This window comes from Segatella cerevisiae (assembly GCF_024054555.1).
GTDB lineage: Bacteria > Bacteroidota > Bacteroidia > Bacteroidales > Bacteroidaceae > Prevotella > Prevotella cerevisiae.
Window position 1 is genome coordinate 1 of record NZ_JAMXLY010000031.1, and the last position, 14,565, is coordinate 14,565.

Sequence of the window (14,565 nt, forward strand, 5' to 3'; positions counted from 1 at the left end):
TAATTGTATAACCCGCTTCCAGTAGCTGCATATAATGCAGTCGTGCCGAATAGTCATGTTTGTTTTTTTTCTTGATAGACATAATAAACCCCGAAAGTTAATTGTCTAACTTTCGGGGTTCACTTCAATACCCTCCAACTCTTTAAAGGCCTGGAACCGGAGAAAAAGGAGTTTGCTGACTATCCGGGTACTTATACCTATAAATACCCTAAGGCCGGGCAGGAGAATGCAAAAGTCTCTCTTTGGAGTTATGACCTGTCGGCCAAGACTACGCAGAACCTGAAGTTGCCTCTGGACTCTGACGGTTACATTCCTCGTATCAAGTCGACTTCTGACAAGAGTGCCGTGATCGCTTATACGATGAACAGGCATCAGGACCATCTGGAACTTTATCGTATCAATCCTTTTACAGGGGAATGCAATCACCTTTTGGAGGAAAGTGTTCCTAAGTACGTGAAGGAGGAGGTTATGGGGGCTATCTTGATCAACAAGCGGACAATCTTGATGCCCAGCGACAGGGACGGTTTCATGCATCTGTACCTCTATGATATGAATGGAAAACTGATCCGGCAGGTGGATAAAGGGAAGTACGATGTCACTGCTCTCTATGGTTATGATGAGGCTACCGGTAATGTCTATTTTCAGGCTGATGCTCTGAATGCCCATGACCGGCAGATCTATGTCGCCGGCGCTGATGGGAAGGTGCGGCGACTGACGAATCAGGAGGGTGTGAATGCTGCCGGTTTTTCGGCTGATTTCCACTATTTTATCAATATCTGGAGTGATTATAATCATCCTTATGTCTATACGGTGAGGGATCTTCAGGGGAAGGTCCTCCGCGTGCTTGAGGATAACAAGGCGCTTCAGGAGAAGGTCAAGGATTACGGTTGGGTCAAGAAAGATACTTTTACTTTCACCACTTCAGAAGGTGTCAAACTGGATGGCTGGATGGTCAAACCGGCTAACTTTGATCCGTCTCGGCAATATCCTGTCATCATGTTCCAATATTCCGGTCCTGGTGACCAACAGGTCTTGAATTCCTGGTCGACGGGAAGTATGGGACAGGGTGGTGCCTTGGATATGTACTTCGCACAACAGGGATTTATCGTGGCCTGTGTAGACGGCAGGGGAACTGGCGGCAGGGGTGCTGACTTCGAAAAATGCACTTATCTGAAAATCGGTGACCTCGAGTCAAAAGATCAGGTTGAGACGGCCTTGTATTTGGGGAGTCTGCCTTATGTTGACAAGGACCGCATCGGCATCTGGGGATGGAGTTTCGGCGGCTTCAATACGCTGATGAGTATGAGCGAAGGCCGGCCTGTCTTCAAGGCAGGGGTGGCTGTAGCACCTCCGACAAACTGGAAGTTCTATGATACGATCTATACCGAACGGTATATGAGGACTCCGAAGGAGAACCCTGACGGATATGCCACTAATCCTATCGAACGTGCCTCTAAATTGCATGGCGCTCTTCTGATTTGCCACGGCACAGCTGATGATAATGTCCATCCTCAGAATACATTTGAATATGCGGAGGCTTTGATTCAGGCTGATAAGGATTTCAAGGAAAACTATTATACGAACCGCAATCATAGTATCTTCGGCGGAAACACGCGGAATCATCTTTTCCGTCAGATCTCTGAATGGTTCATTGAGCATCTGAAGAAATAGTCTTCGTTCCTAATCTTCCACTATACCTGCGCTCTTCCATTCACCGGCAATTTCCTGAGCATCGCGGAAAGCGGTGTTCGGGTCAATTTCATAATTGCTGAGGAGGAGGTGTGCCAAATCTGCCGGTACAAATTCCTCGTCTTTGACCTTTTTCCAAAGGAGGGCTGAACTGGCATTCATCTGAATGACGTTATTGAAGTCTATGTTTTCTTCTCCTTCTGCAATGATGACACTTTCTCCACAGATTTCGTGGAGCTCAAATCCTTTCTTGATATGCATGGCTAAGGTGATTAAAGTTATTGATATCAATCTTTCAAATTATTTGTCTCAATTCTGAAAGTCATTTATACCGGTCCGAAGAGCGGAATCCAAACTCTTCTGTAGGCTGCAAGGACGTATCTCCGTATCGGCAGCAGAGTGCACCATGTCTTGGAATAGAATTTCCATTTCCACCCGCTTGTCAAGTCTGGTGTTTCTCGTCCTTTGCGGTAAAATGCCCTTGCCTTCCCTTTGATGTCCTGGAGTTTACAATGCTCTGTATGAAGATTGCCGTCACCGCGAAGGATAATCTCCTGAGGGTTGATCTTGACAATACGATGCAAAACATAGTGACGGGGCTGTATTTCTGCGAGGACAATGTCTCCTTTGGCGATATGGTCCGGCCGACTCACGAGTACGCGGTCTCTATCGCTCTCGAGGAACGGCCGCATACTGAATCCTTTCAGTTCTATAGTGACCGTGTGCCCTTTTGCCAATGCACTGATGATTTCCGGTATAAGAACAGAATTGGGGACCTTCATTCTATCTTTTTCTAATTGTCTGATACGCTATTTGTGCAGCTGAATCGTCCGGACGGCAGCACAAGTTGTAGAGGTCTGTAGACCGGATGATTTCGGCTATGGTATTGCAGGCGGAATTGTAAATGGCTTTGTCCCATTTCATGGTTGAGCAGGACGGCAGAAAAGCAGCAAACGCTTCCGCGGGAGCGTATTGCCGGATGGCATTTGATGCAGCCCGCTCAATATGTGCAATGGCTCCTAATCTGACTTTGATATTTCTGTAGCATGGTGTCTTTCCGCTCCAGGGACTTCCGAAGATATAAGGTTCCCCGCTGATAATGCGTATGACGGGGTTGTCATCATTCAGGAGATCACAGTCTCTGATGTTTTTCAACCAGTAAGCGGCGTGTGTGCTTTTGCCTGTGCCGCTCTTTGCGATGAAGGCATAGCCGCGACCTTGATTCCTGACGGCAGAAGCGTGGATGAGGAGTGTCTTGCGCTTGCTTGAGGCAAACGCAAAACAGAGCATAAGTGCGGTGTTAAGTCCGAAACTCTCGGCGTGGAGGTTTCCGTTCAGGGCGCACTTGCAATGTGTGATGGTGGTGTCTGTATGGAGTTGGCAGCAAGGATGATGATGAGTATCCTGAATGTCAAAAAGATACCCTGAACGGTCAATACGGGCTACGCTTATATAGCCATTTCCTGTGTCAAAGGTATGGATAAATTCAGTGTTGAGGTGAGGCGTTTTCTTGCCTATTGCCAATTGGAATAAGGGTTGGACGTCAACGTTGTCTGTTTCAAACGGTGCGAAGGATGGCAAGAGTTGTAGGATCGTTCTCTTGGGATAGTCTGATAGGATCTGCAATGGCAAATCCGCAATTCTGAAGGTCAGAATGCTGTTCATGGTTATACTGATATGTTTCACCTGTATCCTTACTCTCTCCCTGATAATGGTAGAGTTAAGTCATACAGGATTCATGGTTTTTATAGTAAGGTCGTCTGCGGGCTACTCTTCAGGGCCGGCAGGCATTTCTTCAGGATTCTGTCCGTTGTCTGGAGAAATCGGACCACCTTGTCCTCTATGCATCCGATGGGCATGCTCTCCGCCTTGCGGTCCTCCTTGTTGCATCGTTCTCTTGCTTCTCTGCTTGGGTTTCTCCTCTGGCTTTTCTTCCATTTCCTCTACCGTAGGCTGTATAGCCTTGAAGCGGAAATCTGAAACTGTCAGGTGCTTGATCTCGAATTCGACCGGTGAACCTTTTTTCTTCTTAGGCAGATATTTGCCCATCAATTTCTCGTATTTCTTTTCAATGCCCTTCTTTGTTGTCGAATACTCTACCAGACAAGTACGGTCGGACTGCCCGATTGAGGCTAAATAATTCTTCAGTTGATAAGAATAGTTGTCCCTGCCAAACAGAAACTTGTTTTTCGAACTTATCCAGGCTGAATCCACTTCTTGGACATCTGTAAAATAGACAGTTGAATCGTTGAAAGAAGCCGCGAATCCAAACAGATAGGTGGGCTTTATGACGTTTTTTGCGTTTGCACTTGAGGCGAAAGCGATAAGGGCTGTCAAACTCAGTAGCAATGTCTTTATTTTTTCCATGTTGAAATATAGCCTGTATAAAAAGGGTATAAAATTCTTGTTTATCAAGTACATGATACCTCAGAAAATTCATCTCAGTTTCAAGATATGACCTGTGGAGATGATAGTGTACCACATGCTTTAACCTGAGGCGAAGGTCTCAATAATCATTGGTATGCAAAAATACGGAAATTCTACTTCATGGACAAAAAAAATAGTAGGTATTTTATTCGAATACCTACTATCTTTGATTTTTAACACAAATCAGTCTTTAATCAGCGACTTGCGTTGTTGTCTTTCTGAAAACTGATAGTTAATCTTTATCCAACGGTACAGCGAAGTATGCCTTCTTGCCTGTTGGCCAGACACCTTGAATATAGAGCACGGGATCACTGCTGGTGGAAGCTGTCTTGACGGCTTTCTGCAGATCATCAATGGTCTTCATCTCTACGTCATTGACTTTCTGTATGATGAAGCCGCGGGAGATGCCGGCACTCTTGAAAGCACCGTTTTCTGTCTTGATGACTTGTATACCGTAACTGATGCCCATCTGTTTCTTCTGGGTAGGTGTAATAGGTCTGAAGTTGCCGCCTAATACATCCAGATCGGCTGGTTTGATGACACTTGTCGTGCCTTGGGCATTCTTCAGGGAAACGTTCTTGGTAATCGTGCGTTTGTTGCGCAGGAAGGAAATCGAGATCTTGTCTCCCGGTTTCTTGGAGTTGATCACCTGTTGAAGTTCGGAGATCTTATTGATCTTCTTGCCGTCGATGCCTGTAATGACATCCCCTTTCTGCAGGCCTGCTGCAGCTCCGGCGCCATTGTCTTCGACTTCGTCAACGTATACACCTTGGGTCGTGCCGAGATCAACATCTTTTCCTTTGTCTTTCTGGGCATTGATGTAGTTGATGACATCGCCGCCTTTGATGCCCAGCCATGCTCTCTGTACACTGCCGTATTTCTTCAGGTCATCTACCACTTTCTGCATGATGTTGGTAGGAATGGCAAATCCGTAGCCTGTGAAAGAACCGGTCTGAGAGTACAGCATCGCATTGATGCCGACGAGTTCTCCTTTCGTGTTGACAAGCGCACCTCCGGAGTTGCCGGGGTTGATGGCTGCATCAGTTTGGATGAAACTCGAGATCTGGGGGCCTTCAGCATCACCTCCCAGTGAACGTGCCTTGGCACTGACAATACCGGCGGTGACAGTGGAACTCAGATTGTAGGGGTTGCCTACGGCAAGTACCCATTCTCCGACTTTCAAATCATCACTGTTGCCTATAGGGAGAGTAGAGAGGTTCTTGCCGTTGATTTTGATCAATGCCAGGTCTGTCGTCGGGTCTGTACCGATGATGCGGGCAGAGAACTCTCTGTTGTCATTCAGCGTGACGGTGAGTTCGTCAGCACCATTTACGACATGGTTATTGGTGACGATATAGCCATCGGAAGAGATGATGACACCGGAACCTGTGGCTTCTTGCTTAGGGGTCTGAATACGCTCTTTATGTTTTCCGCCGCCATCGTTAGGGTTGCCGAAAAATCCAAAAGGATCGTCGAAAAAGCCGAACGGATTGTCTTGCATGTCGACAGTTTCCGTTTTTGAATTTTTGACGTACCTGATATGAACTACTGCGGGTACGGCCTTGGCCGCAGCATAGGTTAGGTCTACAGGTTGGCCGGCGATAGTTACTGCTGGAGCTGCACTGGCTTGGATTCCGCTATAGCCGAGGGTCATAGCTGCCAGAAAAAGTCCTGCAATGACATTTTTACTTAATTTTTCCATGTTGCTTATGTTTGATATAATCATTATTCTTTTTAGTGTCTGGACAAGTCCTTTGCTTGTCGTTCTCATTTCCGACTGCAAATATAAGCGCAAAAAAGCATAGAGTGTCAAAATGTCGGTTTTCTTTATCCCACTTTAACACTTAAATTTAACACATTAACGGCTCTTAAATATGAATAGGTACAGATTTACATTTCTTAAAACGTTAGAGGGTGGTGGCGTGTCGATTTTGATGCCATTTCTGTCATCAAGGCTTCGGATTGTCAGGAGACCGAGGGAGAATGATGCGGAATGACACCTCGGGGGACATACCTATTTTTGTAACTTGAGAAAAAACTTATCCTAAAAGTTGCCTTCTCTCAACTTTTGTTATATCTTTGCAAATCATAAAGCAGTGTTCCGACTCTGCCGCTGGCATCTTAGGATGCGAGAGGAAAGTCCGGGCAGCGCAGGGCATCCCGCTTCTGAAACTAGAAGCTATTGGTGACAGTAGGTGTCGACAGAAGAAAATAACCGCCCGAAACTCATTCGATTCGTCGGATCTTGTCGGGTAAGGGTGAGAAGGTAGTGTAAGAGACTACCAGCTGACGGGTGATCGTCAGGCTGTGTCTACGGGGAGCTGCAAATTCATGTATACCGTAGTTTGAGGGTTGCCCGCCCGATGATCTTCGGATCTCTACGGAGGGTAGAATGCTTGAGGCTTCGGGTGACCGGAGTCCTAGATAGATGGCAGGAGGTATCGTAAGATATGACGGAACCCGGCTTACAGGAACACTGCTTTTTTAAATGTTAACTTAGAGCAGATTGTTATGCTGTTGAAAACGCTTGACAGGCAGAGTTCGAAAGATTTTGAACACCAGGTGACTGATAAGATCAAGGAGTTTGGCTCTGATTACCGTTTCCCGAAAATGGAAGATTACAAAATCACAAAAAAGATGCTGGATGACTATCTTTTTGATAAACAAGCTGCTTTAGATAGTGGGGGAAGTGAACAGACCCAACTTACAGTGGCGGGGGTACTGATAGTATTGCCGATAATTGTCTTGTCCGCTATTCCTGAACAGAGTTATCCTTTTGGACATTGGACCTTTTTCGTCTTCCTGGCAATGGGCATCGTCCTTGCCTTAGTGGTGAAAACTGCGGTTAAACTGCTGATCCGGATGAAGGTCAAGCGCTTGTCCAATCCTGACATTGATCATTTTATTGATGATGTATTAAATTACAAGCCATGAATATGCCACAATTACCTGATTTCATGAAGTATAAGGACGCTTTTACGAAGCGTGGTTTTATAGAGAAAATCTCCCGTATAGCCAAGCGATCGGGCGCCAAATTAGTGTATGCTGCGTTGGTGTTGTTCTATACTTTGGAAAGTAAACAAGTGCCGGTCAAGGATAAGGTGATCATCCTCGGTGCCTTAGGCTATCTGATCAGTCCGCTGGATGCCATTCCTGATGCGATTCCCATTGCGGGACTTGGCGACGATCTTGCAGTCCTGATCTATGTCTTGCATAAGATATGGGGTGAGGTGCCGGATGATGTCAAGAAAAAAGCTCATGACAAGTTGGCTACGTGGTTTGACGAAGACGAAGCAAAGGCTGCCGATGAATTGTTTTCTGATGACCATTCCGGAGATCCTGTATGAGCAGTAGTCTGGCGCTGAGAGGAGTCCATTGACTCCTCTTATTAGGCGATCATATTGAGAGAACAAACAGTTAATCTTTATTAACTGTGTGAGTTTTTCGTGATCCATGAAAAGATAATCAAGTTTTATTTGTACCTTTGCTGCCGCTGTCACGAGTTGACAGCATAGATTCAAACCTAATTAAAATTTTAAAGTAAAAATGGCAACAAGAATCAGATTACAGCGTGGCGGCCACAAAGGTTATCCTATTTACAGCATTGTCATCGCTGATTCAAGATCACCTAGAGATGGTAAATTCACAGAGAAGATCGGACTGTTTAATCCAAACACAAATCCTTCAACTCTGAATTTGAATTTCGACCGTGCACTCTATTGGGTTGAGGTTGGAGCACAACCTTCCGATACAGTTCGCAACATTCTCAAAGGTGAGGGTGTTTATTTGATGAAACACCTTCATGGTGGTGTGAAGAAGGGTGCTTTCGATGAAGCTGAGGCTCAGAAACGCTTCGAGGCTTGGAAAGCAGCCAAAGAGCAGAAGATCGAGGCTACCGTTAATGAAGAAACGAAAGCCAAGACTGAAGCAAAGTCCAAAGCCTTAGAGGCTGAGAAGAAAATGAATGAGACAATCGCTAAGAAGGTAGCTGACAAGAAAGCTGCTGTAGCGAAAGCAAAGGCAGAGGCAGAAGCTAAGAAAGCTGCAGAAGAAGCTGCTAAGGCTCCTAAGGAGACTGCAGAAGCAAAACCAGCTGAAGCTCCCGCTCAGGAAGCTGCTCCTGCTAAAGAAGCAGCCGCTCCAGCAAAGGAAGCTGCTAAGCCTGAAGCATGATTGATACTAACGACTAAAAGTGGAGTTGAGACAATGGTCTCAACTCTTTTTTTTGCTGAGAACATTCCGGAAATATACTATTTTTCCGAACTTACTAGCTTGATTTAATACCTTCATTCGAGGAATAACGATGGCATCATGAGACGATAGGATCTGCTGATAGCCCCTTCAGGCGTAGTGACAGATTGTCGGACAGCCGATTTGAAAGGATTTTAGGTTACTGGAGATGGTTTCCTCATTCTTCTATTTGTTCTCAAAAGTGTCTTAAAAGTTTCTTAAATTATAGGCTTTAAGAAGTATTTTTAATATATTTTACATACAAGTTTTCGCTCCTCTCTATGAATTTCAGTATTTTTGCGGTGAGATTTTGGAATTAACATAAAAAACTGATTGTTATGGCTGAATCTATAGATATCCGTGAGTTAAATGCACGGATAGAACAGCAAAGCCGGTTTGTCACTGACTTGACGACGGGCATGAATAAAGTGATTGTTGGGCAAAAGCATCTGATCAATTCCTTGCTCATCGTGTTGCTGAGTGATGGACATATCCTGCTCGAAGGTGTCCCCGGATTAGCCAAAACCTTGGCTATCAAAACTCTTTCACGGTTAATCGATGCTCATTACAGCAGAATCCAGTTTACTCCGGATTTACTGCCTGCTGACGTTATCGGTACCTTGATTTACTCTCAGAAGGATGAGACCTTCAAGGTGAAGAAAGGACCGGTGTTTGCTAATTTCGTCCTCGCTGATGAAATCAACCGTGCACCTGCAAAAGTGCAGAGCGCATTGCTTGAGGCCATGCAGGAGCATCAGGTCACGATAGGCGAGCAAACGTTCAAGTTGCCTGATCCGTTTATGGTGATGGCTACACAGAACCCTATAGAGCAGGAAGGGACTTACCAGTTGCCCGAGGCACAGGTAGACCGTTTCATGCTGAAAGTCGTCATTGATTACCCTTCTTTGGAAGAAGAGAAGCAGATTATCCGTGAGAATTTGTCCGGTAGTATGCCTGTCGTCTCCCCGGTTGTCAATGCTGATGAAATTCTAAAGGCTCGGGAAGTTGTCAATGAGGTCTATATCGACGAGAAGATCGAACAATATATTGCTGAGATTGTATTCGCAAGTCGTTATCCTGATCGTTATGGGATGCCGGAATTGAAGGACATGATCAATTTTGGCGGCAGTCCTCGTGCCAGTATTGCTCTGGCAAGGGCAGGACGGGCGTATGCCTTTATCCATCACCGTGGCTATGTGATTCCGGAAGATGTACGTGCAGTCGTTCACGATGTCATGCGGCATCGTATCGGCTTGAGCTATGAGGCTGAGGCTGCTAATGTCACTTCAGAAGAAATTGTCAGTAAAATTATCAACAAGGTTGAAGTGCCTTGATTTATCCAGCAGAGGAAGGATGCCTTCCGCTGTCGCAGAGCATGAGTTGTTGGAGAACCAGATATGGACACGCAAGAGATCTTAAAGAAAGTCAGAAAGGTAGAGATAAAGACCCGTGGATTGAGTCAGAATATCTTTGCCGGGCAATACCATTCCGCCTTTAAAGGTCGTGGAATGTCTTTCTCTGAAGTGAGGGAATATCAGTTCGGAGATGATGTCCGTGACATTGACTGGAATGTGACTGCCCGTTTCCATCGTCCCTATATCAAAGTTTTTGAGGAAGAGCGGGAATTGACGGTCATGCTCCTTGTGGATGTCAGCGGTTCCCTCGATTTCGGAACCGTGAGGCAGACCAAGCGTGACATGGAGACGGAGATCGCTGCGACCCTGGCTTTCAGCGCCATTCAGAACAATGACAAGATAGGAGTCATCTTCTTCAGCGACAGGATAGAAAAATACATCCCGCCCAAGAAGGGGCGGAAACACATCCTTCTGATTATTCGCGAACTGTTGGATTTTCATCCTCAGAGTGAAAAGACGGATGTTTCACAAGCTGTGGAGTATCTGACTCGTGTCCAGAGGAGGAGGTGTACCGCCTTTCTGATCAGTGATTTCTATGACCGTGACCGTACTGTCAGGATAGACGGGCAGGAAGAGAGTTTGCTGGGACATACCTTGAAGATCGCTAATCATAAACATGATGTTGTGGCCATTCAAGTGTATGATCCCCGTGCCAAACGTTTGCCTGATGTGGGACTGGTCAAAATGAGAGACGCTGAGACTGGGCATGAGATGTATGTCGACACCAGTTCGAAGAGCCTCCGCAGAGCACATACCCGCTATTGGCTGGAACGTGAAAACTGGCTCAAGGAAATCTTTGCAAAGAGCCGTGTTGACTGGACGAGTATTGCGACAGATGAAGATTTCACGAGGTCTCTGCTCCTCCTGTTCAAGCGACGCTCATGACGGATGATTTAATAAGTAGAAGTTATAGCATGAATCAGCTCATCAGAAAGCTTTTGATAGGAATCTTTTCCTTTTTCTCCATCATATCAGGCTGGTCTCAGGTCCAGGTTGTCCAGAAGATCGATCATATGCAGATTCTGATCGGTCAACAGGCACACCTTCAACTGACCGTCTCTTTGAAGAAAGGGCAAAAGGCCGATATGCCGGTGTTCAAGAGATCGCAGATGATCACGCCGGGAGTGGAAGTCCTTTCCTGGAGCGATGGGGATACAACTGACCTCGACAACGGTATGGTGCAGTTGCAGCGGACTTATACGCTGACGTCCTTTCATCAGAAACTTTATCCGATTCCTGCTCTGAATGTGAAGGTAAACGGTGCTAAGCACCCCGGTAGTCAATTGGCCTTGAAAGTCCTGACTGTGCCGGTGGATACCCTTCATCCGGATAAATTCTATCCTCCGAAAGATGTTCAGAACAATATCTTCGAATGGGGAGAGTGGAGTCCGGTCTTTTGGTGTAGCATGCTGATGCTGCTGCTGTGCGGCTTCTTCTTCTATTGCTATGTCAGACTCAAGGAAAACAAACCTATCATGGTTCATTTCCGGATATTGAAAAGGGTTCCGGCCCATGAGAAGGCCCTTGGGAAGATTCAGAAGATCAAGCATGAGCGTGTTGAGAGTGCCGAAGGCGAAAAGGTCTATTACACTCAACTGACGGATGCTTTAAGAGAATATATACAAAATCGGTTTGGGTTCCGTGCCAAGGAAATGACCAGTTCCGACATCATTGACCAGTTGCGTGAAACCGGCGATCAGGAAATGATAACTGAACTTACAGAACTTTTCCAGACAGCTGATTTGGTGAAGTTTGCTAAATATGAGACCTATATAGACGAGAACGACAAGAACCTTGTCAACGCCATCAAGTTTATTGATGAGACGAAAACTGATGAAGTTCCTGCTGTGGAGAAGGTCCCACCGACACTGACAGCCTCGGATCAGAAGACGCGTGAAGCGCGTCGGAATATCAAGATCGCCTTGCTGGTGAGCGGAATCGTTATCGTGGTACTCTTTGCCTATGTGATCGTGCAGGCAGTGAAGCTAATTTAATAGATATGGAGTTTGCAAACAAAGGATATTTTCTGCTTCTTCTGTTACTGATACCTTATATACTATGGTATTTTCTGTACAGAAAGAAGAGTGAGCCTACGATGAGGATGAGCGATACCCGTGCTTACGAGTATGCGCCGAAGAGTCTTCGTATGCGCCTGATGCATTTGCCCATGCTGTTGAGGTGCATCACTTTCATACTGGTCATCGTTGCACTTGCCCGCCCTCAGACTCATAATGCGTGGAACAACAAGACCGTAGAAGGCATAGACATCATGTTGGGCATGGATGTCTCTACGAGTATGCTGGCAGAAGATTTGAAGCCGAATCGTATAGAGGCAGCCAAACAAGTGGCGGAAGAATTCATTGCCAGTAGACCGAATGACAATATCGGACTGACCATCTTTGCAGGTGAAGCGTTCACCCAATGCCCGATGACAACAGACCATGCCAGTTTGCTGGCTCTCCTTCACAATGTCCGCACGGACATTGCTGCTAAGGGTCTGATCGATGATGGTACAGCGTTGGGCATGGGATTGGCAAATGCCGTTTCCCGTCTGCAGAATTCCAAGGCAAAGAGCAAGGTTGTCATTCTGTTGACGGACGGTTCAAGTAATATGGGAGACATCTCTCCTATGACAGCAGCCCAGATCGCCAAGAGCCTGGGCATACGCGTTTATACGGTAGGAGTAGGGACGAATACTGTGGCTCCTTATCCGGTGCAGGTCGCAGGGACGACACAGTATATCAACCTCCCTGCAGAAGTCGACTCCCATACGCTTAGCTCCATAGCGAGTGTGACAGGGGGCAATTTCTACCGGGCTACCAATAACGCTCAGTTGAGAACGATTTATCATGATATAGACCAACTGGAGAAGTCGAAGATGAATGTCCAGCATTTCGCAAAGCGGTATGAAGCCTATCAGCCATTTGCCTTAGCTGCACTTTGTTTTTTGCTTCTTGAGATATTCCTCAGGTTGACGTGGTTCCGCCGCATCCCCTGATGGACGTTAGAAATGCTTGAAATATTCAGAAATGTTTAGATTTGAGGATCCTATATATCTGTGGGCATTGATAGTTATTCCCATTCTGGTGTTAATCCGGTTAGTGGGATGGCGTCAGCGTCGTAGTAAGTTGCGGAAGTTTGGAGAGAAAACTCTTGTGAAGCAACTGATGCCGGATGTGTCCAGATTTCGTCCGGGTTTGAAATTCTGGCTTCTGATGGCAGCTGTGGCTCTGTTGATTGTCATGGTCGCCCGCCCTCAGATGGGAGCAAAGGTATCCAATGACAAGCGGAAGGGGATTCAGACGATTATCTGTCTGGATATCTCCAATTCCATGCTGGCTCAGGATGTGGAACCTTCACGTCTGGACCGAAGCAAAATGCTGATAGAAAATCTGGTGGATAAATTCAATAACGACAAGATCGGACTTATCGTGTTCGCCGGAGAAGCTTATGTCCAACTGCCGATCACGACAGACTATGTATCCGCCAAGATGTTCCTCGATGATATTGAACCGGGGTTGATCCAAACTCAGGGGACAAATATTTCTGAGGCAATCAATCTGGCGATGCACAGTTTTTCCCAGGAAGATGACCAATCGGGCAAGGCTATCATTGTCATTACAGACGGGGAGGATCATGAAGGCGGTGCAGATGATGCGGCGAAGGCTGCACACAAGGCAGGCATCAACGTGTTTGTGTTGGGAGTAGGCTCCGGCAAAAAGGTTCCCATCCCTCTTGGTAACGGCTCTTACATGAAAGACCGTCAGGGGAACACGGTGATGACAGGCCTCAATCAGCAAATGGCGCAGGAGATCGCTCAGGCTGGCGACGGGACTTATATCCATGTAGACAATACTGGCGATGTGGAGGACCGGCTCAATGACGAACTTTCGAAATTGCAGCACGGTGATTCTGAGTCAGTTGTATATAGTACCTATAATGAACAGTTTCAAATGGTGGGTGTGATCGTTCTCGTTCTCCTCATTCTGGAGGTGTGCATTTCGGAGGCTAGGAATCCGTTGTTCAAAAAGGTAAAAATATTTAGGAAGAAATAATGAGACAGTACATAAGATATATCATCCTCGGGATAGTTCTGTTACTGGCTGTTTTCTGCCTGGTGATGGCTATTCCTGATATGAAACCGCGTGCAGACAGAGCCTTTATCCGGAAGGGTAATCAACTCTATCATGAGCACCAGTGGACCGCTGCAGAGACGATGTACCGGAAAGCGATAGCTGTTGACGGGGATAACGCACAGGCCGTCTATAATCTGGGATGCGCCTTGATGATGCAGCGGAAAGACTCGCTGGCTGTCCAGCAGTTTATGAAGGCAGGTCAGATGGAGAAGGGAACGGTGAGGAAAGCCTGGAATTATCATAACTCGGGTGTCATATCTGAAAACCACCGTCAATATGGTCAGGCCATACCTTTCTATGAAGAGGCGTTGAGGAATAATCCCTCTGATGACCAGACCCGGTATAACCTCGCTCTGTGTCAGAAATTGCTGAAGAACCCGCCGAAGAACAAAAATCAGAATCAGAACAAAAACCAGAAGAATAATAATAAGAACAAACAAAACAAAAATAAGCAGGACCAAAATAAAAATCAGAATAAGAACCAGAACCAGAATCAGAATCAGAACAAAAACCAGCAGAATCCTAATCAACCTCGGATGAGCAAGCAGAATGCAGAGCAGCTCTTGAATGCAGCTGTGCAGCAGGAGCAGGCTACCAAGGCAAAGCTTCAGAAAAATATGGTTCAGCCTTCACGGAAGCAATTGGAAGACAACTGGTAAATGGAGATC

General features: G+C 46.2%; 14 protein-coding genes, 1 other RNA gene and 1 pseudogene. 11 read left to right on the forward strand and 5 right to left on the reverse strand.

The genetic code is table 11. The features are described 5' to 3' along the window. Positions 1-129: 129 nt before the first annotated feature. A pseudogene (locus NG821_RS08405) lies at positions 130-1,671 on the forward strand (prolyl oligopeptidase family serine peptidase); the annotation flags it as partial. Between the two features lie 9 nt (positions 1,672-1,680). Here NG821_RS08405 and NG821_RS08410 read toward each other — a convergent pair. The 5 genes from NG821_RS08410 to NG821_RS08430 form a co-directional block, all read right to left on the reverse strand. Then, complete coding sequence (locus tag NG821_RS08410) at positions 1,681-1,950, reverse strand: PqqD family protein (RefSeq protein WP_252761215.1); 270 nt, start codon at positions 1,948-1,950, stop codon at positions 1,681-1,683. Positions 1,951-2,015: 65 nt separating this feature from the next. Further along, on the reverse strand, positions 2,016-2,471 hold the full coding sequence (locus NG821_RS08415) for a S24/S26 family peptidase (protein WP_252761216.1): 456 nt from the start codon (positions 2,469-2,471) through the stop codon (positions 2,016-2,018). Position 2,472: 1 nt separating this feature from the next. After that, entirely contained in the window at positions 2,473-3,375 is a 903-nt protein-coding gene (locus NG821_RS08420) for a hypothetical protein (RefSeq protein ID WP_252761217.1), read from the reverse strand. Between the two features lie 81 nt (positions 3,376-3,456). After that, positions 3,457-4,056 carry a hypothetical protein gene (locus NG821_RS08425; RefSeq protein ID WP_252761218.1) on the reverse strand — a complete coding sequence of 200 codons (600 nt, stop codon included), beginning with the start codon at positions 4,054-4,056 and terminating at the stop codon, positions 3,457-3,459. 292 nt (positions 4,057-4,348) lie between these two features. Beyond that, a complete protein-coding gene (locus tag NG821_RS08430) occupies positions 4,349-5,770 on the reverse strand; it encodes a trypsin-like peptidase domain-containing protein (protein ID WP_252761245.1) in 1,422 nt (473 codons plus the stop codon). 439 nt (positions 5,771-6,209) lie between these two features. Here NG821_RS08430 and rnpB point away from each other — a divergent pair. From rnpB to NG821_RS08480, 10 genes are all read left to right on the forward strand, one after another. Then, positions 6,210-6,600: RNase P RNA component class A (gene rnpB, locus NG821_RS08435), an RNA gene on the forward strand. A 27-nt stretch (positions 6,601-6,627) separates the two neighbouring features. After that, on the forward strand, positions 6,628-7,050 hold the full coding sequence (locus tag NG821_RS08440; RefSeq protein WP_252761219.1) for a hypothetical protein: 423 nt from the start codon (positions 6,628-6,630) through the stop codon (positions 7,048-7,050). Further along, the gene (locus NG821_RS08445; RefSeq protein WP_252761220.1) at positions 7,047-7,463 is read left to right on the forward strand and encodes a YkvA family protein; all 417 of its coding nucleotides are present in this window, start codon (positions 7,047-7,049) and stop codon (positions 7,461-7,463) included. Before NG821_RS08440 ends, NG821_RS08445 begins: the two co-directional genes overlap by 4 nt. 199 nt (positions 7,464-7,662) lie before the next feature. Beyond that, positions 7,663-8,289, forward strand: a complete 627-nt coding sequence (locus NG821_RS08450) for a 30S ribosomal protein S16 (RefSeq protein ID WP_252761221.1) — start codon at positions 7,663-7,665, stop codon at positions 8,287-8,289. 395 nt (positions 8,290-8,684) lie between these two features. After that, complete coding sequence (locus NG821_RS08455; protein ID WP_252761222.1) at positions 8,685-9,680, forward strand: AAA family ATPase; 996 nt, start codon at positions 8,685-8,687, stop codon at positions 9,678-9,680. 63 nt (positions 9,681-9,743) lie between these two features. Further along, on the forward strand, positions 9,744-10,646 hold the full coding sequence (locus tag NG821_RS08460) for a DUF58 domain-containing protein (RefSeq protein ID WP_252761223.1): 903 nt from the start codon (positions 9,744-9,746) through the stop codon (positions 10,644-10,646). Between the two features lie 29 nt (positions 10,647-10,675). Beyond that, on the forward strand, positions 10,676-11,755 hold the full coding sequence (locus NG821_RS08465; protein WP_252761224.1) for a BatD family protein: 1,080 nt from the start codon (positions 10,676-10,678) through the stop codon (positions 11,753-11,755). Between the two features lie 5 nt (positions 11,756-11,760). Beyond that, entirely contained in the window at positions 11,761-12,759 is a 999-nt protein-coding gene (locus NG821_RS08470) for a vWA domain-containing protein (protein WP_252761225.1), read from the forward strand. A 31-nt stretch (positions 12,760-12,790) separates the two neighbouring features. Further along, a complete protein-coding gene (locus NG821_RS08475; protein WP_252761226.1) occupies positions 12,791-13,816 on the forward strand; it encodes a vWA domain-containing protein in 1,026 nt (341 codons plus the stop codon). Continuing rightward, complete coding sequence (locus tag NG821_RS08480; protein WP_252761227.1) at positions 13,816-14,556, forward strand: tetratricopeptide repeat protein; 741 nt, start codon at positions 13,816-13,818, stop codon at positions 14,554-14,556. The genes NG821_RS08475 and NG821_RS08480 overlap by 1 nt, the downstream gene beginning before the upstream one ends. Positions 14,557-14,565: the final 9 nt, after the last annotated feature.